Annotated in this window: 13 protein-coding genes; 6 read left to right on the forward strand and 7 right to left on the reverse strand. The window is 64.6% G+C overall.

Annotated features, from left to right (window positions below; translation table 11 throughout):
• Positions 1-50: 50 nt before the first annotated feature.
• The 3 genes from CLU88_RS18670 to CLU88_RS18680 all read left to right on the forward strand — a co-directional run bounded on the left by CLU88_RS18670 (position 51) and on the right by CLU88_RS18680 (position 3,899).
• Positions 51-992, forward strand: coding sequence for a tripartite tricarboxylate transporter substrate binding protein (locus tag CLU88_RS18670; RefSeq protein ID WP_233205621.1), 942 nt, complete (start codon positions 51-53; stop codon positions 990-992).
• A 113-nt stretch (positions 993-1,105) separates the two neighbouring features.
• Positions 1,106-2,095, forward strand: a complete 990-nt coding sequence (locus CLU88_RS18675; RefSeq protein WP_099657881.1) for a tripartite tricarboxylate transporter substrate binding protein — start codon at positions 1,106-1,108, stop codon at positions 2,093-2,095.
• Positions 2,096-2,318: 223 nt separating this feature from the next.
• Positions 2,319-3,899: a methyl-accepting chemotaxis protein gene (locus CLU88_RS18680; protein WP_099657882.1), complete on the forward strand. Its 1,581-nt coding sequence runs from the start codon at positions 2,319-2,321 to the stop codon at positions 3,897-3,899.
• A 33-nt stretch (positions 3,900-3,932) separates the two neighbouring features.
• Here the strand turns inward: CLU88_RS18680 and CLU88_RS18685 are convergent, their stop codons facing one another.
• The 7 genes from CLU88_RS18685 to CLU88_RS18715 form a co-directional block, all read right to left on the reverse strand.
• Positions 3,933-5,642, reverse strand: coding sequence for an NAD(P)/FAD-dependent oxidoreductase (locus tag CLU88_RS18685; RefSeq protein ID WP_099657883.1), 1,710 nt, complete (start codon positions 5,640-5,642; stop codon positions 3,933-3,935).
• Positions 5,643-5,852: 210 nt separating this feature from the next.
• On the reverse strand, positions 5,853-6,770 hold the full coding sequence (cysK, locus tag CLU88_RS18690) for a cysteine synthase A (RefSeq protein WP_099657884.1): 918 nt from the start codon (positions 6,768-6,770) through the stop codon (positions 5,853-5,855).
• 113 nt (positions 6,771-6,883) lie between these two features.
• Positions 6,884-7,957, reverse strand: coding sequence for an RNA 3'-terminal phosphate cyclase (gene rtcA / locus CLU88_RS18695; protein ID WP_099657885.1), 1,074 nt, complete (start codon positions 7,955-7,957; stop codon positions 6,884-6,886).
• On the reverse strand, positions 7,954-8,814 hold the full coding sequence (locus tag CLU88_RS18700; protein WP_099657886.1) for a nucleotidyltransferase domain-containing protein: 861 nt from the start codon (positions 8,812-8,814) through the stop codon (positions 7,954-7,956). The genes rtcA and CLU88_RS18700 overlap by 4 nt, the downstream gene beginning before the upstream one ends.
• Positions 8,815-9,004: 190 nt before the next feature.
• On the reverse strand, positions 9,005-10,228 hold the full coding sequence (locus CLU88_RS18705; protein WP_099657887.1) for an RtcB family protein: 1,224 nt from the start codon (positions 10,226-10,228) through the stop codon (positions 9,005-9,007).
• 54 nt (positions 10,229-10,282) lie between these two features.
• On the reverse strand, positions 10,283-11,116 hold the full coding sequence (locus tag CLU88_RS18710) for a hypothetical protein (protein WP_099657888.1): 834 nt from the start codon (positions 11,114-11,116) through the stop codon (positions 10,283-10,285).
• A 430-nt stretch (positions 11,117-11,546) separates the two neighbouring features.
• Entirely contained in the window at positions 11,547-12,689 is a 1,143-nt protein-coding gene (locus tag CLU88_RS18715) for a slipin family protein (RefSeq protein ID WP_099657889.1), read from the reverse strand.
• 711 nt (positions 12,690-13,400) lie between these two features.
• Here CLU88_RS18715 and rtcR point away from each other — a divergent pair.
• The 3 genes from rtcR to CLU88_RS18735 all read left to right on the forward strand — a co-directional run bounded on the left by rtcR (position 13,401) and on the right by CLU88_RS18735 (position 17,644).
• Entirely contained in the window at positions 13,401-15,029 is a 1,629-nt protein-coding gene (gene rtcR / locus CLU88_RS18725) for an RNA repair transcriptional activator RtcR (RefSeq protein ID WP_099657890.1), read from the forward strand.
• A gap of 486 nt (positions 15,030-15,515) precedes the next feature.
• Positions 15,516-16,475 (forward strand): RNA ligase family protein, encoded by a 960-nt coding sequence (locus tag CLU88_RS18730; protein WP_099657891.1) that lies wholly within the window; start codon positions 15,516-15,518, stop codon positions 16,473-16,475.
• Positions 16,463-17,644, forward strand: coding sequence for an AAA family ATPase (locus tag CLU88_RS18735; RefSeq protein ID WP_233205531.1), 1,182 nt, complete (start codon positions 16,463-16,465; stop codon positions 17,642-17,644). Before CLU88_RS18730 ends, CLU88_RS18735 begins: the two co-directional genes overlap by 13 nt.
• Position 17,645 lies beyond the last annotated feature (1 nt).

Raw genomic sequence — 17,645 nt, forward strand, 5'->3', positions numbered from 1 at the left:
TACAGGAGACAAAAATGACCCACTTCTCAAGCCGCCGCAGCCTGCTATCGATGGGGCTGACAATGCTGGCCGGTGCCTGCATGGGCAGTGCACAGGCGCAGGAGTTCCCCACCAAGCCCATCACCCTGATCGTGCCTTTTCCGGCAGGTGGCCCAACCGACCGCCACATGCGCACCCTGGCCGATCTGGCGGGCAAGCAGCTAGGGCAGTCCATCATCGTGGAGAACAAGCCGGGTGCTGGCGGCACCCTGGGCCCCGGTGTCATGGCTCGCACCGCCAAGCCTGACGGCTACACCATCACGCAGTTCCCCATGTCCATGCTGCGCATGGCGCACATGCAAAAACCGGCCTGGAATCCGCTGACCGATTTCACCTACATCATCGGTCTGTCGGGCTACACCTTCGGCTTCACCGTGCGCTCGGATTCGCCCTACAAGACGTTCCACGAGTACATCGCCGCAGCGCGAAAGAGTCCCGGCAAGGTCGAATACGGTTCAACAGGCATCGGTTCGTCCCCCCATCTGCTGGTGGAAGAGCTGGCCATCAACGCCAAGGTCACGCTCAACCATGTGCCGTTCAAAGGCAATGCGGATTTGCAGCAGGCCCTGCTCGGCGGCCATGTCACGGCGTCGAGCGACGCCTCGGGCTGGGACACCTATGTGGAAGCAGGTCAAATGCGCTTGCTGCTGACCTTTGGCGAAAAGCGCTCCGCCCGCTGGCCTGACGTGCCCACGGCCAAGGAGCTGGGCTATGGAGTGGTATCCACTTCGCCCTACGGCCTGGTGGGTCCCAAGGGCATGGACCCTGCCATCACGGCCAAGCTGCACAACGCCTTCAAGAAGGCCATGGACGATCCTCGCCATGCAGAGGTGCTCAAGCAGCTCAATCAGGAGTCCTGGTACCGCTCGGGGGCGGACTATGCACAGTGGGCCAAGGACACCTTTGCCAAGGACAAGGTGTTGATTGACCGCCTGGGCCTGGCAGCGCAGTGACATCGACTGTGACAGTGCGGATGCCCTGGCGTCGTTGAGCATGGCTCGGAAGCCCCTGGGCATTGGAAAAGGCTCGTAAACAGACTCTTCACTCTTATCCCCAGGAGACTCCCATGCCATTGAATACCCGCCGTGCTTTCATCCGCTGCGGCACAGGCCTTGCCGCTGGTGCCGTGCTATCCCCTGCGTCCTGGGCGCAAAGTGCGTGGCCCAGCAAGCCCATACGCATCGTCGTGCCCTACACGGCCGGTGGCTTTACCGACCAGATGGCGCGCCTGCTGCAGGTGGGCTTGCAGCAGCGCCTGGGGCAGCCTGTGGTGGTGGACAACAAGCCAGGGGCCAACAGCATCATCGGGGTGGATGCAGTGGCCAAGGCAGCCCCTGACGGGCATACCTTTGCGGTGGTCATTGCGGCCTACGCGGCCAACACCACGCTCTACCCCAAACTGCCCTACGACCCCCGCAAAGATCTGGTAGGGGTATCGCTCATGGGCGTATCGCCACTGGTGGCTGCGGTGGCTGCCAACGCGCCTTTCAAGACCACGGCGGAGTTGGTGGCTTACGCGCGGGCCAATCCGGGCAAGCTGAGCTTCGCCTCTTCGGGCAATGGATCGGCCGCGCACCTGACTTCCGAGCTGATGCGGCTGGTCACCAAGACCGATATGGTGCACGTGCCGTACAAAGGTGCCGCACCGGCACTGACCGATCTGCTGGGCGGGCAGATTCCCCTGTTTCTGGACCCTCCGCCCAATCTGATCCAGCCGGCCAAGGCGGGCAGGATTCGCCTCATCGGCGTCGCCAGCGAAAAACGTTTGCCTGCCTTGCCCGACGTCCCGACCTTTGCAGAGCAGGGCTATCCCGATCTGGTAGGCAGTACCTGGGCCGCCATGCTCGCTCCTGCCGGGGTGCCCCGTGAGATCGTGCAGCGCATGTCTGAAGAGGTGGCCCGCATCATTCGCAGCCCCGCCGTCACCCAGCGCCTGGAGTCTGAGATGGGCACCTTTGCCGAGGGCTCCAGTCCGCAGGAATGCGATGCATTCATCCAGGCAGAAACTGCCAAATGGGCCCGGGTCATTCAGGCTGCCGGGGTCAAGCTCGACTGAGGTGACTCCTGGCTCGCCGGGGGGGCACTGTGAAAAGATCGTTAACCGGACCGAAGTCCGGGGTCGGTGGCTGTGGTGAGATTCTTACGCGGGCATGGGCGCGTGAAATCCCTCTTACAAATTGACAAACTGTGTCGATACACTGAGGGAGCATCGGCCTTGCGCCGGTGTGACTCCAGTTTGTTTCAGAGCGTTTTTCACCCCTTCGATTGAGGGACTTCTCATGTCCATTTCCCATCTGCGCGTTGCTGTTCGCCTGGCGCTGGCCTTCGGTATTGTTTGCCTGGTCACATCGTTGTCTGCGGCGGTAGGCATCTGGCGATTGTCTGGTTTGCAGCAAATTGCCGATGAGCTGGGCGGCCCCGCCTCAGAGCGCGCCGTGCTCGCGCGTGAGCTGCATTCCATTGTGGTGCTCAGCTCGGTGCGCGCCGAGACTCTGCTGGAGATCGACAACCCCGCCTACGCCGCCCGCATCGATGCTGACCGCAAGGCCACGTCGGCCCGCTCGGCCGAAGTGCGCAAGCGCCTGGACGTGCTGGCCGACGACCCCGCATCCCAGGCCCTGTTTGACGCCATGGACAGCACAGGCAACACCTTCCGAACGGTGCGCGATGATCTTGTCAAACGCCGCAAGTCGGGCGAAGCCTTGCCCCCCGAGGCCATCGCCAGCCAACTGCGCCCAGCGGCGGACGCCTATGCAGCAGCGGTGGACAAGCTCGCCGCGCTTCAGCAGCAACGGGTGGCCGAGGACCGTGAAGCCGCGGCCCGCAGCGCCAGCCAGGGCATCTTCTTGCTGGCCGCAGGCTCGGCGCTGGGGCTTGCGCTCAGCCTGCTGTGCGCCTGGGTGCTGTCGCGCTCCATCCTGCACCCCCTGGCCCATGCGGCCAACGTCACAGACCGCATTGCCGAGGGCGACTTGACCTCCGCCGTACCCGCATCTGCCGCAGGCAGCCGTGATGAGTTGCAAGCCTTGCTGGCGCGCCTGGGCGGCATGCAGTCGCGCCTGGGTGAGTTGGTCGTGGGCATGCGCCAGGCCAGCACCTCGGTGGCGGGCGCCAGCAGTGAAATTGCCGCAGGCAACAGCGACTTGTCGGCCCGCACCGAGCAGACTGCCTCCAACCTCGAAGAAATTGCGGCCAGCATGGAAGAGCTGCTGGCCACCGTGCGCCACAGCGCCGATGCCGCCGCGCAGGCCAGCCAGCTGGCTGGTGGCGCCAGCGACGTGGCCCGGCGCGGGCGCGAGGCGGTGGACCGCGTGGTGGGCACCATGGACGGTATCTCCCAGTCCTCGCGCCGCATTGCCGACATCACCAGCGTGATCGATGGCATCGCCTTCCAGACCAACATCCTGGCGCTGAACGCAGCGGTGGAAGCAGCCCGCGCGGGTGAGCAAGGCCGGGGCTTTGCCGTGGTGGCCAGCGAAGTGCGCAGCCTGGCCCAACGCTCGGCCACGGCGGCCAAAGAAATTGGCGGCCTGATCAGCGACAGCGTGCGCCAGGTGGACGAAGGCACGCAGCTGGTGCACGCCGCAGGTGGCACCATGGGCGAGATCGTGAACTCGGTGCAGCAGGTCGCCACCATCATTGGCGAGATCAGCACCGCCACGCGCGAGCAGACCACGGGCCTGAGCCAGGTGGGCGAGGCTGTGTCGCAGCTCGATCAGATGACGCAGCAAAACGCCGCGCTGGTGGAAGAGTCCTCCGCCGCCGCGCACGGCCTGCGGGTGCAGGCCCAGCAACTGGCCGAGTTGGTCGAGGCCTTCCGCTTGCCCGCAGCGCAAGGCCAATACAAGGCGCTGCGCTAAGGCGTTTGGGTCAGTGCCTGGGTGTGCGGGCGCTCAGCCCAGCAGGCTGCGCGCCACGGCCTCACCCACTTTGATGCCATCCACCCCGGCCGACAAAATGCCGCCCGCGTAGCTGGCGCCTTCGCCCGCCGGGTACAGACCGGGCGTGTTCAGGCTTTGCAGGTTGTCGCCGCGCCCGATCTTCAGGGGCGATGAGGTGCGCGTTTCCACGCCCGTCAGCACCGCATCGTGCATGTCAAAGCCCTTGATCTTGCGGCCGAACGCGGGCAGGGCCTCGCGCAGCGCCTCGATGGCGTAGCCGGGCAGGGCGGCGTGCAGGTCGCCCAGGGCCACGCCGGGCTTGTACGAGGGCTCCACATCGCCGAGCTGCTTGGACGGCGTGCCCCGAATGAAATCGCCCACCAGTTGCCCAGGCGCGCTGTAGTCGCGCCCGCCCAGCACAAAGGCGTTGGATTCAAGCTGGCGCTGCAGCACGCTGCCCGCCAGGGGGTGAAACTGCCCGGCAGGCAGTGCCTCCACGCCATAGGTTTGGCCCAGCTGGGCTTCAAACGCCGCGGGGTCGCTGGGGTAGTCGCTTGGGTCAATGCCCACCACCATGCCCGCGTTGGCGTTGCGTTCGTTGCGCGAATACTGGCTCATGCCGTTGGTCACCACGCGGTTCGGTTCGCTGGTGGCGGCCACCACGGTGCCACCGGGGCACATGCAAAAGCTGTACACCGCGCGGCCGTTGGCGGCGTGGTGTACCAGCTTGTAGTCGGCCGCGCCCAGCAGCGGGTGGCCCGCGTGGCGGCCCCAGCGGGCGCGGTCGATGACGCTTTGCGGGTGCTCGATGCGAAAGCCGATGGAGAACGGCTTGGCCTCCATGGCCACACCGCGCTGGTACAGCATGGCAAAGGTGTCGCGCGAGCTGTGGCCCAGCGCCATCACCACATGGTCGGCGCGCAGCTCGGTGGTTTCGCCCGTGGCCTGGTTCAGCACCTTGAGGCCGCGCAGGTGGCGTTTATCGCCAGTGCCTTCCACGATGACGTCCGTCACGCGCTGCTCGAAGCGGATCTCGCCGCCCTGCGCAATGATCTGCTCGCGCAGGTTCTCCACCACCTTCACCAGTTTGAAGGTGCCGATGTGCGGGTGGGCCACATACAGGATTTCTTCGGGCGCACCGGCTTTGACGAACTCGTTCATCACCTTGCGGCCCAGGTGGCGCGGGTCCTTGATCTGGCTGTAGAGCTTGCCGTCGCTGAACGTGCCTGCGCCGCCTTCGCCAAACTGCACGTTGCTTTCGGCATGCAGCTCGCGCTTGCGCCACAGGCCCCAAGTGTCCTTGGTGCGCTCGCGCACGGTCTTGCCGCGCTCCAGCACGATGGGCTTGAAGCCCATCTGCGCCAACACCAGCGCCGCAAAAATGCCGCAGGGCCCAAAGCCCACCACCACGGGGCGCAGGGGCAGGTCGGCAGGCGCCTGGCCTACGGGGTGCCAGGCCATGTCGGGAGTGGGCTGGATGTGTGGGTTGCCCGCAAACTGGGCCAGCAGCGCGGCCTCGCGCTCGGGCTGGTTCAGCGTCACGTCCACGATGTAGACGGCCAGCAGGTCGGCCTTGCGGGCGTCAAAGCTGCGCTTGAAGACGTGGATGTGGGCAATGTCTGCGGGTTGGAGGCCCAGCAGGGGTGGGACGGCGGCGCGCAGTGGCGCGTCTGGGGCTTCGGCCACGGTAAAGGGCAGCCGGATTTCTGAGAGTCGGATCATGGTCTTGCGGGCCCGTGTCGATCGGGCGGCTTGCAAAGTCGTGGGGCCGCGATTTTACTGGGGTGCTCTGCGCAGAGCCCTGCCCATGAAAAAGGCCCGCCATGTGGCGGGCCCGGTTGCCGCGTGTAGCTGTCTGTTGTGCTATATATTTAATAGCTTCTTGCGCTTGTCTATAAAGCGCTAGATGCCAATTTGGCTTGTATCCCCGTCTCAGGCGGGCAAGAAGCCTTCGACCGACAGGTAGCGCTCGCCCGTGTCGTAGTTGAAGCCCAGCACCTTGGCGCCTGGGGGCAACTCGGGCAGCTTCTGGGCAATGGCCGCCAGCGTGGCGCCCGACGAAATGCCCACCAGCATGCCTTCTTCACGCGCGCAGCGGCGGGCGTATTCGCGGGCGGGTTCGGCATCGACCTGGATCACGCCGTTCAGCAGGCTGGTGTCCAGGTTTTTGGGGATGAAGCCTGCACCAATGCCCTGGATGGGGTGGGGTGCCGGTGCGCCACCCGAGATGACGGGCGAGGCTGTGGGCTCCACTGCAAACACTTTGAGTTGCGGGAATTTGGCCTTGAGCACACGGGCCGTGCCCGAGAGGTGCCCGCCGGTGCCCACGCCCGTGATGATGGCGTCCAGCCCATTGGGGAAGTCCGCCAGGATTTCCTGCGCCGTGGTGCGCACGTGGATCTCGATGTTGGCGGGGTTTTCAAACTGCTGTGGAATCCAGGCGCCGGGCGTCTGCGCCTGCAGCTCTTGTGCGCGGGCAATCGCGCCCTTCATGCCCTTCTCGCGCGGGGTCAGGTCAAACTGCGCGCCATAGGCCAGCATCAGGCGACGGCGCTCAATGCTCATGCTGTCGGGCATCACCAGAATCAGGCGGTAGCCCTTGACGGCCGCCACCAGCGCCAGGCCAATGCCGGTGTTGCCGCTGGTGGGCTCGATGATGGTGCCGCCGGGCTGCAGCGCACCCGATTTTTCCGCGTCTTCCACCATGGCCAGCGCAATGCGGTCCTTGATGGAGCCACCGGGGTTGCTGCGCTCGGACTTCACCCACACATTGGCGCCGGGGCCAAACAGGCGGTTGATGCGCACGTGGGGCGTGTTGCCGATGGTTTGCAGAATGTTGTCAACTTTCATGGCGTCTCCTGTGAGGTGTCGGATTGGGTTGGAGGGATGTGACGCGCATTCTGAACCACTTGTTGTGCTGTCTGGGTGATATGGATATGCCGCGCTGCGGCATCGGCTGCGGATTACGCGGGTGCAATCTCGACATGCATGGCCCGCTCCACCGGCGTGATCTGCACCCGCACGGGCAGCCCCAGCGCAATGGTCTGCGCGTTGGTCTCTGTGTGCGGCGTCACCTGGGTGCAGGTGTAGCGCGCCGTTTGCCCGCTGCGCCACACCGCCAGGGCCAGTGGCAGCATCCACTGGTCGGCCAGGTGCGGGCCCAGGGCGCCCGCGCTGCGCTGGTAGGCGCGCACCTCGTCCACCAGCCGCTTGGCCACCTGCTCGGCCGACAGGCTGCGCTCGCCCAGCTGGCAAAACACCTCGGTGATGTGCGCATGCTCCAGCGTGGCGATGAGCGCATTGCCGGGGCCCTCGTTCTGGCGGGTGGGCGGCTGGCGCAGTTGGCCTGACTCCTGTGTCCAGCCCATGTGCTGGCCCAGGGTCTGCAGCTCGCGCACTGCCACCCCGCGCGAGATGCCGGGCGCCAGTGCCTCGCCCCAGGCGTTTTGCAGCGGGCCGCGTGTCAGCACATCCACAGGCACCAGCGGCTGCTGGGTGTATGCCGTGGGCGTGATGCGCGCCACCAGCTCGCCACCGCCCGCAGGAAAGAAGCCCCGGCGCTTGAGCTCCAGCTCCAGCCCCACGCCCAGGCGCCGCACCAGCGGCGCGAACGCCCGCTCCAGAAAATCAAACGGCGGTGCCATCGGGTTGTGCGTGCCGCCCATCAGCTCGACCTGGCTGGGGGCATCGGCCAGCATCAGCGCGGGCAGCACCGTCTGCAGCACCAGCAGGCAACTGCCTGCGGTGGCGATCTGAAAACGGTAGTCGCCTGCACGCACCACGCCGGGCGTGAACACCAGCGTTTGCGAGTTCAGCTCAGCCCCCTCGGCCTGCCCGCCGCACACGGCCACCGCCGCTTGCACGCAGGCCAGGTGCTGGCGCATCAGCCCCGGCTTGGGCCGCCCGGCGCGGATGCGCGTGATGTGCAGCGGCCGGCCCGTGACCATGGAAAGGGCCAGGCCTGTGCGCAGGATTTGCCCGCCGCCTTCGCCGGTGGAGCCGTCGAGGGTGAGGGGGGTGACAGCGAGTTCTGTCATGGCGATGCCTCCGCTTCAGCCGCCGTGCGGGTGCTGAACCGCAACACGGTGTCATGCAGCAGCGTATCCAGCGCGGCGTAGCCGGGCACGGGCAGTGGCTGCACCGGCTCTGCCGCATTGCGCGCCAGTTCGGCCTCGATGAACGCATGGATGCCGGGCCAGCGCGGGCTGGTGGCGGCTTCGCCCGCGCGCATCTTCACCTCCAGCAGGGCGTTGATCTCATCGACCAGCGCTGCATCCTGCACGGGGTGCAGCGTGTGCTGGGCCAGTTCGGCAAAGCGCATGGGTGGCACGCCGGGCTGCGTGCGTATCCACCGCGCGGCCAGCAGGGGGCGCAACACGTACAGGTACTTCTTGTAGCGCACCGCGTCGGCCTGCAGGTGCTCGCGAAAGTTCTTCTTGGCCATGGATGCGTAGTGGTGCCAGCCCTTGGCGTTGGAGAACACTTGCGCCGCCAGCGTGCGGAACTGCGCCATGGTGTCTGCCTCTTCGCGGTAGACGATGGGTGAGCCCAGCCATTCGAGCAGCGTGGGGTTGGACTCGCGCAGCAGGCCCAGGGCCTTGCGAAGGTCCCAGCCGTTCACATCCAGGTCGCCGCTGATGGGCAGCTCGATCACGTCGCGGCCCGGGGCTACGGTCAGATACCAGGGCAGGCGGTTCACGTAGATGAAGCGCACGTCGTAGTCGCTGTCGGGCGAGGCAAAGCCCCAGCCCCGGCTGCCGGATTCGCAGGCAAAGAGCACGGTCACGTCGTGCCGGGCTTCGATGTCGTGCAGGGCTTCCAGCACCTGCGTGCGCATGTGGGGCTCCACCGGGTGGGCGGAGCGCAGCATTTCTTTTTGTTCTGATGTATGCATAAAAAAGGGCTGTAGCGCTTTATTTATAAGCGCTAGCAGCTATCAAAAATGTAGTAATTCAATACCCGTTCGGGCTGAGCCTGTCGAAGCCTTGCGCGGCGCTTCGACTGCGCTCAGCGTGAACGGATGGGGCGATCGATGCTGGCCTTTCATCTGCAGTGCGGTGCTGTTGCCAGCTCTGCACCGGCGCTCACCCTTTCACGCAGACCACCTGCTTGAGCGTGTACACCACTTCCACCAGGTCTTCCTGTGCCGCCATCACCGCGTCGATGTTCTTGTAGGCCATCGGAATCTCGTCGATCACGTCCGCATCCTTTCGGCATTCCACGCCTTCGGTCGCCTTGATCTGGTCTTCCACGGTGAACAGCTTCTTCGCCTTGGTGCGGCTCATGGTGCGGCCTGCGCCGTGGCTGCAGCTGTTGAAGCTCTCGGGGTTGCCTTTTCCGCGCACGATGAAGCTCTTGGCCCCCATGCTCCCCGGGATGATCCCCAGCTTGCCTTGCTCGGCACTCACCGCGCCCTTGCGGGTCACGAACACGTCTTGCCCGAAGTGCGTTTCGCGCTGCACGTAGTTGTGGTGGCAGTTCACGGCTTCCACGTGCGTCTCGAAGGGCTTGGTGATCACCTTGCGCAGCGCGGCAATCACGCGGCCCATCATCACCTCGCGGTTGGCGGCGGCAAATTTCTGCGCCCACCCGACGGCCTTCACGTAGTCACCGAAGTACTGCGCGCCTTCTTCGAAGTACGCCAGGTCCTTGTCGGGCAGGTTGCGCTGGTTCATCTCGGTATCCTTCTTGGCCAGCTCGATGAAGTGGGTGCCGATGGCGTTCCCCACCCCGCGCGAGCCCGAGTGCAGCATCACCCATACAGACTGGTGTTCGTCCAGGCAGATTTCGATGAAGTGGTTACCCGTTCCCAGCGTTCCCAGGTGCTTGTAGTTGTTGGTCTTCTCGATACGCGGGTGCGCCTCGCAGATTTCCTTGAACTCATCCACCAGCCCAGCCCAGGCGCGGTCGGTTTCGGAGGGCGGCGTATCCCAGCTTCCCTTATCGCGGCCAAAGCGCTTGGGCGTCATCCCCACCGGCACGGCGCGTTCGATGGCGGCGCGCACGCCGGACAGGTTGTCGGGCAGGTCGCTGGCGGTGAGCGTGGTCTTGCACGCCATCATTCCGCACCCCAGGTCCACCCCCACCGCAGCCGGGATGATGGCCTTGAGGGTGGGCACCACCGAGCCGATGGTCGCGCCGATTCCCAGGTGCACGTCGGGCATCACCGCCACGTGCTTGAACACGATGGGCAGGCGCGCGATGTTGCGCAGCTGGTTCTTGGCGTCTTCCTCCACAGGCACGCCGTTCGTCCACATCTTTACGGGCACACCGTTCGGGATTTCGAGTTGTTCGTAGTTATTGGTCATGGTTCTTTTCTCGTTGTTTCTTTGTTGTGTTGTTCGTTTCTAGGGCGATGGGCGTTATGCGGTCATCGCGTCAAAAACTGCGCTGATCCGCTCCGGGAGCGGGTAGCGCTGATGGTCCACGGCCCCCGCTGGCAGCCAGGAACTGGTGGGGCCTGTATCCACCAGGCACAGGAGCTTTTCCGCCCAACGTGCCTTGGTGGCGGGCCTGTTCAGCCATTCCTCCATGGTGCGTTTGTATTCGGCCTGGTCAGCGGCAAACGCGTTGCCCATCTGGTTGGCATTCCACACATAGTCCCAATAGCACGCGTCCACAAAATTCAGGGTCGATGCGTCGCTGTCGCTATCGAGCCAGTGCTGTAGCAAGGGCTCCAGCGGCACGCGGGCATAGGCCCACATGAGCAAGATGGTGAAGGCGTTATCCCCCTGGAAAAGCGAATCGCTGGCTGCGGGCCATTGCTCCAAGCCTTGTGCAAAGTACGCCAGCGCAAAGCCCTGCAGCGCAGCCTGTTCTGTCGCTGAAAAGGAGCCGGGCTCGCAGCGGCCCAACCGGTCCAGATACAGCTCGGTGGAGTGGTGCAACCGGGCGCCTTCGGCCAGCAGTTCCAGCAGCCGTGGGGCCAGGTATTTGATTTCATCCGCAGGCTGCACCTGGCTCTTGGCCGAATCGTTGTATTGGTAGAAATGCTTCTCGGTCAGTTGGGGTAGCGGCAGGTGCCGCATCTCGCGCTCCAGCTCGGCATCCATGCAGCAGGCGGTGCAAACGTCCAGCAGTCCATGCGGTGCCTGGTAGTTCGCAAAGGCCTTGTAGGCCGCCTGCGTGGCGGCCTCCAGCGCATTGCTTGGATCGCTCACAAGTGCTGCATGGGTTTCGGTTTTCTTCTTTTTCATGACAGTTCTCTTTCTGGTGGACGCGACGGGATTCGAACCCGCATCAATACAGCGACCAGGGTGTCCAAGGCCACGTTGAACAAGTCCATCGCGCGTCGCACACCCTGCTTTGGGCGGTCTGCGGCGTTGCAAATGCTCGCCATAGCAATGGCTATGGCTGCGCTTTGCGCCTTGCAGCCCATCCCAAATCAGGGTCTGCGCCATCGCGAAGACTTGTCCAGCGTGACCTTGCTCCTCTGGCCCAGTGAACGGTTGGAAACGCGCGCCAGTGGCAGACCCGTCATCGGAGCCAGCACCTGCATCCTCAACCTTGCCCGTTCACCGACTCTCCCGCTGTACTCGGTGTTACCCGAGCTGCCGGCAATAACAACATTTTTGGCAGTGGCGCTCCCTTCTATGCCAGCGCGCCCCTATTCTTTTCACTCCTGGCTCAACGCATCTTCACCAGGCCGTTCAGCACCTGGTCCAGGCCGCCGAACACCGAGATTTTGTCGATGCGCTCAGCCACCCGTTCCAGTGTCTCCAGCTCCTTCATGCGCAGGGCGACGGGGTTGTCCTCCATCACCTTGGCGGTGTTGAGCAGCGAGCGCGTGGCGGCGGTTTCCTCGCGGCGGCGGATCACGTTGGCCTCGGCCTGCTTCTGGGCCTGTACCACCTGGGTCAGGATGGTCTTCATCTCGCCCGGCAGCACGATGTCCTTCACGCCCACGCTCTCCAGTTGCATGCCATAGGGCTGCAGCTTGGCGGCCATGTGTGCGGTCACCACTTCGTCGATCACCGTCTTGTTTTCCAGCAGCTCGTCAAGCGTGCGGGTGCCCACGGCGGCGCGCAGCGCAAACTGCAGCTCGCGGTACAGGTGGTCGGCAGGCTTTTGCAACTGGGCAAAGGCGCGCAGCACATCGGTGTAGCGGTAGGTGGCGCACAGGTTCAGACGCAGGCTTACCTTGTCGCGGGTCATGATGTCCTGGCCCGATACCTCCACGGCTTGCAGGCGCAAATCCACCATCTCCACGGCCACGGTGCGGCCGTATTTCCAGAAGGCGTAGGTGCCAGCCGTCAGCAGGCGCTCCACCTTGCCGTCCACCGTCAACAGCGCGCACTGGCCCTCGGGCACCTGCACCTGCAGCACACCGGCCAATCCGGTCACGCTGCGCTGGCGCAGCTGGGTCTGCGTCAATCGCGCCACCAGTGCGGCAGGCAGTTCAGCGCCCGCTTGCAGGTCCACCACGTGCACGCTCACCTCCACCAGGCCTTTCCAATAAAGGCGGCGGGTGCCGGGCGGCAGGATCTCGACCAGCACGCCGTTTTCGCTGCGCAGGCCCACTTCGGTTTCCGACAGGCTCACCTGCACAAACTCGGCGGCCACCACGGCGGGCTCTTGCGCCATCAGGTACTCGGCCAGGCCGTGGGTGAAGGCGGGTTGTTCGAGGGCGAAGGTTTCCACGCGCAGCGCGTCGGTGCCAGCAAACAGCCAGTAGGTGCCGCTGCGCAGCACGCGGTCAAAGCTGCCATTGCGCAGCAGCAGTGCGCGTTCGTTTTTCTTCACGGTGGCGCGTTGGAACATCTTCAGCATCTCTTTTTCCTCTCTCTTCTTCGTTGTCGTCACTCGTCACATATCGGGTTGCCGTTACAGCGATGGCGGGGAGCCAGGGGGCGCAGCCTGGGCCGTGCAGTGCGCCGTGGTTGCTGTCCTGTCCCTGGCGGGACGGACGGCAGTGCGGCTGGCTGCGGGCGCGGGCTGTGCCGGGTGCTGGCACAAACCGCCACCGGCTGACGGGGTGGGACCCTTGCGATTGCGGCGCAACCTGGGGGGCTCTCCCCGCGTTCGGCGGGTGGTCTCTCGACCGGTACTTCCAGTAATGGTCTTGCGACCATGGGCAGGAATCGAACCTGCTACAGACCTCTTGCGAGGTTGCTCTACCAATGAGCTACCAAAGGTGGCAAGCCGGGAGTCGAACCCGGCATCTCCTCTTGCGAGGCGTCACCACGACCTTGCCTTTACCCAACGTTTGCGGTGTGCGGCATGCAGGGAATCGACAGAGTCTTGAGACTCCAGACTCCCTGCACCGGTGGGGCGAACGTGGGTCCTAACCCCGGCCTGTGAGCGGTCACCGCTTGCGCTGGATGCTCTATCCATTGCCAGATGCATGCCAGGTGGCTGGTGTGAGGGTGAAATACTTTTAACGTATTGATTTGATTGGATAAAGTTTTTTCTCTGTTTGAATCATCTAACTGCTGTATGAATAATTACTAGAATGAAGGCTAGTTAATTGGATTTATAGCCATGCGCAAAAACAAGGTGGTGATCGGCTTTCTGGGTACGCAACTCGACTCTGGCCGGGGCGCGGGCCGGTGGGAGAAGTGGCGCCCCACGGTGTCGCTGGTGCAGCACGAAGACGTGGTGATCGAGCGGCTGGAACTGCTCTACACCCCCGCGCACAAAGACCTGGCCCAGCTGGTGCAGTCCGACATGGCCATCGCATCGCCCGAGACTACGGTGAACCTCGTGCCCATGCCCATTGCCGACCCGTGGGACTTTGGCGAGGTGTATGCGCAGCTGTTTGACTGGGTGCAGACCTACCGCTTTGACACCGAGCGCGAGGAGTACTGGACGCACATCACCACCGGCACCCACGTGGCGCAGATCTGCCTGTTTTTGCTGGTGGAGTCGCGCCGCATTCCGGGTGTGTTGGTGCAAACCTCACCGCCCAAGCGACAGCAGTCGGGCAACCCGGGCAGTTATGCGCTGATCGACCTCGACCTGTCGCGCTACGACGTGATCGCCCAGCGCTTTGGCGCAGAGCAGCGCGATGCGGTCGATTTCCTCAAGAGCGGCATTGCCACGCGCAACGCGCGCTTCAACGCACTGATCGACGAGGTGGAGCGCGTGGCGGTGCGCTCGCGTGCACCCATCCTGTTCACCGGGCCCACGGGCGCGGGCAAGTCGCACCTGGCGCGGCGCATGTTTGAGCTGAAGAAGGCGCGCCACCAGGTGCAGGGCGCATTTGTGGAAGTGAACTGCGCCACCCTGCGCGGGGATGGTGCTGCATCCACTTTGTTTGGCCACAAAAAGGGTGCCTTCACGGGGGCAGCGGCAGACCGGCCCGGCCTGCTGCGCGCGGCGCACGAGGGCGTACTGTTTTTGGACGAGATTGGCGAGCTGGGCCTGGACGAGCAGGCCATGCTGCTCAAGGCGGTGGAAGAAAAGCGCTTTTATCCCATGGGCAGTGACCGTGAGGTAGAAAGCGACTTTCAGCTGGTGGCAGGCACCAACCGCGACCTGCGCACCGAGGTGGCTGCAGGGCGCTTTCGCGAAGACCTGTTTGCGCGCATCAACCTCTGGAGCTATGTGCTGCCCGGCCTGGCGCAGCGGCCTGAGGACATAGAGCCCAACGTGGAGCACCTGCTGGTGCGCGCGGGCGAAGAGCTGGGCCGCAGCGTGCGCCTGTCGAACGAGGCCCGCACCGCCTACCTGCGCTACGCCCAATCGCCCGAGGCGCTGTGGACGGGCAATTTCCGCGACTTGTCAGCCAGTGTGACGCGCCTGGCGACCTTGGCCGACAGTGGCCGCATTGGCCTGCCCCTGGTGGAGGCCGAGATGGCCCGCCTGCGCTGGCTATGGCAACCTGCCAGCGATGCGCGCAACGGCATCGCGTCCGCCCCAGGTACTTTGGGCCGTGACGATCTGGCGGAGTTGCTGGGCAGGGATGCCGTGGAGTCCATGGACCTGTTCGATCAGCTTCAACTTGCCGCTGTGCTGCAGGTCTGCCGTCAGGCGCGCACTCTGTCTGACGCGGGGCGCCAGCTGTTTCAGGCTTCGCGCGCTCAGCGCACGGTGGTCAACGATGCAGACCGGCTGCGCAAATACCTTGCGCGGTTTGGGCTGGATTGGGAGCGGGCCGTACAGCGTTGAGTCGATGCGCGCGAGTGTTGCATTCCGCGCACAGCGCGGATTGACCTGCGTGTGGTGCAGCCGTTAGCATCGCGCCCCTTGCCAGAGTGACGATGTTCACTATGGCAAGCACTCCTCAAGACTTGCATATCGCGTCGAACCATGGCGCCAGGAGTTTCCATGCATACCTTCTTCATCGCTTGCTGAAGCCGCGCGCCGGCAACCTCTGACCTGCACCTCTGGGACGTACTCGCCGATGCCATGATCGGCGGGCATCGCTTTCAGCGCTGCAGCGGCATGTCGCCTGCCAGCCTCGCCCCGCGCCTCTTCGTGCGCGGTTGCTCTCGCCCAAGATCACGCGGTCGGGCTTCTTCGTTTTTCGCAACCTGTGGTGGTGCTCTGGGAGCACCGCTTCTGTCTCAGCGCGCGGCGTTTCGCCTTGCGCCTGAGTGCCCTCAAACCCGGGTTGCGTTCCGATCAGACCTGATTTGTAAGGAGGAGCGCGCCATGGCGAATACGCTCTTGAATACCCCTGTGGCTGCGCAGCTTTCGCTGCCCATCCTGCGCTACCCGCGCACGCCGCACCTGGAGGGATCGCGCCACCAGGCTGGCGATGCACCCGGTGTGCAACCCCTCTCGCCGCTGGCTGGCCGCCACGCCGTTATCGAAGAAAAGATGGACGGTGCCAACTGTGCCATCTCTTTCACCGAAGGTGGTGAGCTGTGCCTGCAGTCCCGTGGCCATTACCTGCTGGGTGGGGCGCGGGAGCGCCAGTTTGCGGCCCTGCACCCGTGGGCCCGAGCGCACGAAGTCGCGCTGCTGGAGTGTTTGCACGACCGCTATGTGCTGTACGGCGAATGGATGTTTGCCAAGCACTCGATGTTCTACGACCAGCTTCCGCATTACCTGCTGGAGTTCGATGTGTGGGACCGTGCGCAGCAGTGCTTTCTGTCCACCCCGCGGCGACATGCTCTTCTGGCACGACTGCCGGTGGTCTCGGTACCCGTGCTGTATGAAGGCCCCATGCCCGAGCGGGCCGATTGGCTGTGGTCGCTGGTGGGGCCATCGCTCGCACGCACACCCGGCTGGAGTGAGGCCCTGGACGCCTGCATTGAACGCCTGGGCCTGCCGCACGCGCTGTGCCGCCAGCAGAGCGACCCCTCGCCGTTGGCCGAGGGGCTGTACGTGAAACTGGAGGACGAGCACAAAGTGCTGGCGCGTTTCAAACTGGTGCGCGCGGATTTTGTGCAGCACATCCTGGATTCGGGCTCGCATCACAGCGAGCGTCCTATCGTGCCCAACGGTTTGGCCTCGGGTGTGGATCTGTATGCCCCACAGATGAGTTGCCACTGGGCAGACCTGGGGGCGCAATGTTTATACGGCCTGGAGGCTTTGCAAGCCCACCATGCCAATGACGCGGCGCGTGTGCGCCGCGCACGGAAAGGAGGTGCCCTATGGCGCCGTTGATGATGCGCGTGGCGCCCTATGCGGTGCTGCGCAAGCTGCTGCCCCTGCCGGGGCAGGACCTGGACTGGGCACTGTGCTGTGAGGCCATCGAAGCCCTGCGCGTGCTCGACACCACACCGCAGGACCCGGTGCACCACGCCGAAGGCGATGTCGGCACCCACACCCGCTGGGCGATTGCGTGCCTGCGCGAAGATGCGACCTTCCAGCAGGCCTTGCTGGACCGGCAGTGGGTGATGTTCATGGCTGCGCTGCTGCACGACATTGCCAAGCCCGCCACGACCGTGGTGGACGAGGCGACGGGCCGCATCCGCCAGCCTGGGCATTCCCAGCGCGGCGCGGTGGACGCGCGGGTGCTGCTGTGGCTCAGTGGCTGCCCGTGGGAACTGCGCGAGGCCATCTGCCGCCTGATCGCAGTGCACCAGCAGCCGTTCTTCGTGTGGCACTCGCACCGGGGAACTCCGCCGGAATACGTGGTCCGCAAGCTGTCATGGGAGTTGCGCTGGTCCGAATTGCTGGCTGTGGCCCGTGCCGACATGCGGGGGCGCGTTTGCCAGGACCAGGCGAGCCATCTGGAAGATCTGCTTTTGCTGGAGGAACTGGTGCGAGAGGAGGGCGCGTGGGACCGTCCGCGCCACTTTGCGGACGTCCACACGGCGCTGCAGTACTTCCGTGGCACGCGCCTGTATCCAGACGAGCCGCTGCACCCGCAGCCGGGATCGCGCGTTACGGTGATGTGTGGCTTGCCCGCATCGGGCAAGAACCATTGGGTGGGAACGCACCGACCAGACCTTCCTGTAGTGTCGTTTGACGATGCCCGCGAGGCTCTGGGTTTGGCCCATGGCGACAACGAAGGCAAGGTGGCCCACCAAGTTTGGGACCAGGCGCGTGCCCTGCTGCGCGCCCAGGCCCCGTTCGTATGGAATGCCACCCACCTCTCGCACAGCATGCGCGACAAGACGCTGGACCTGTTGTATGCCTACCATGCGCAGGTGGACATCGTGCACTTGGAGCAGCCCTTGCCCGAACTGCTGCGCCGCAACCAGCGTCGCGACACCACGCTGACCAATGCGGCATTACTGCGAATGCTGCATCGCTGGGAGGCTCCTCTGCCGACCGAAGCACACCATGTTGTGTATGGGGGCGGAGTGGCATTGCCAACTGGGGGATAAT

The organism is Acidovorax sp. 56, from assembly GCF_002749705.1.
GTDB lineage: Bacteria > Pseudomonadota > Gammaproteobacteria > Burkholderiales > Burkholderiaceae_C > Acidovorax.

What these genes read in the sequence shown, in the direction of transcription:
- CLU88_RS18670 (WP_233205621.1), top strand. Translation starts at nt 51, where the DNA reads ATGGGGCTGACAATGCTGGCCGGTGCCTGCATGGGCAGTGCACAGGCG.
- CLU88_RS18675 (WP_099657881.1), top strand. Translation starts at nt 1,106, where the DNA reads ATGCCATTGAATACCCGCCGTGCTTTCATCCGCTGCGGCACAGGCCTT.
- CLU88_RS18680 (WP_099657882.1), top strand. Translation starts at nt 2,319, where the DNA reads ATGTCCATTTCCCATCTGCGCGTTGCTGTTCGCCTGGCGCTGGCCTTC.
- CLU88_RS18685 (WP_099657883.1), bottom strand. Translation starts at nt 5,642, where the DNA reads ATGATCCGACTCTCAGAAATCCGGCTGCCCTTTACCGTGGCCGAAGCC.
- cysK (WP_099657884.1), bottom strand. Translation starts at nt 6,770, where the DNA reads ATGAAAGTTGACAACATTCTGCAAACCATCGGCAACACGCCCCACGTG.
- rtcA (WP_099657885.1), bottom strand. Translation starts at nt 7,957, where the DNA reads ATGACAGAACTCGCTGTCACCCCCCTCACCCTCGACGGCTCCACCGGC.
- CLU88_RS18700 (WP_099657886.1), bottom strand. Translation starts at nt 8,814, where the DNA reads ATGCATACATCAGAACAAAAAGAAATGCTGCGCTCCGCCCACCCGGTG.
- CLU88_RS18705 (WP_099657887.1), bottom strand. Translation starts at nt 10,228, where the DNA reads ATGACCAATAACTACGAACAACTCGAAATCCCGAACGGTGTGCCCGTA.
- CLU88_RS18710 (WP_099657888.1), bottom strand. Translation starts at nt 11,116, where the DNA reads ATGAAAAAGAAGAAAACCGAAACCCATGCAGCACTTGTGAGCGATCCA.
- CLU88_RS18715 (WP_099657889.1), bottom strand. Translation starts at nt 12,689, where the DNA reads ATGCTGAAGATGTTCCAACGCGCCACCGTGAAGAAAAACGAACGCGCA.
- rtcR (WP_099657890.1), top strand. Translation starts at nt 13,401, where the DNA reads ATGCGCAAAAACAAGGTGGTGATCGGCTTTCTGGGTACGCAACTCGAC.
- CLU88_RS18730 (WP_099657891.1), top strand. Translation starts at nt 15,516, where the DNA reads ATGGCGAATACGCTCTTGAATACCCCTGTGGCTGCGCAGCTTTCGCTG.
- CLU88_RS18735 (WP_233205531.1), top strand. Translation starts at nt 16,463, where the DNA reads ATGGCGCCGTTGATGATGCGCGTGGCGCCCTATGCGGTGCTGCGCAAG.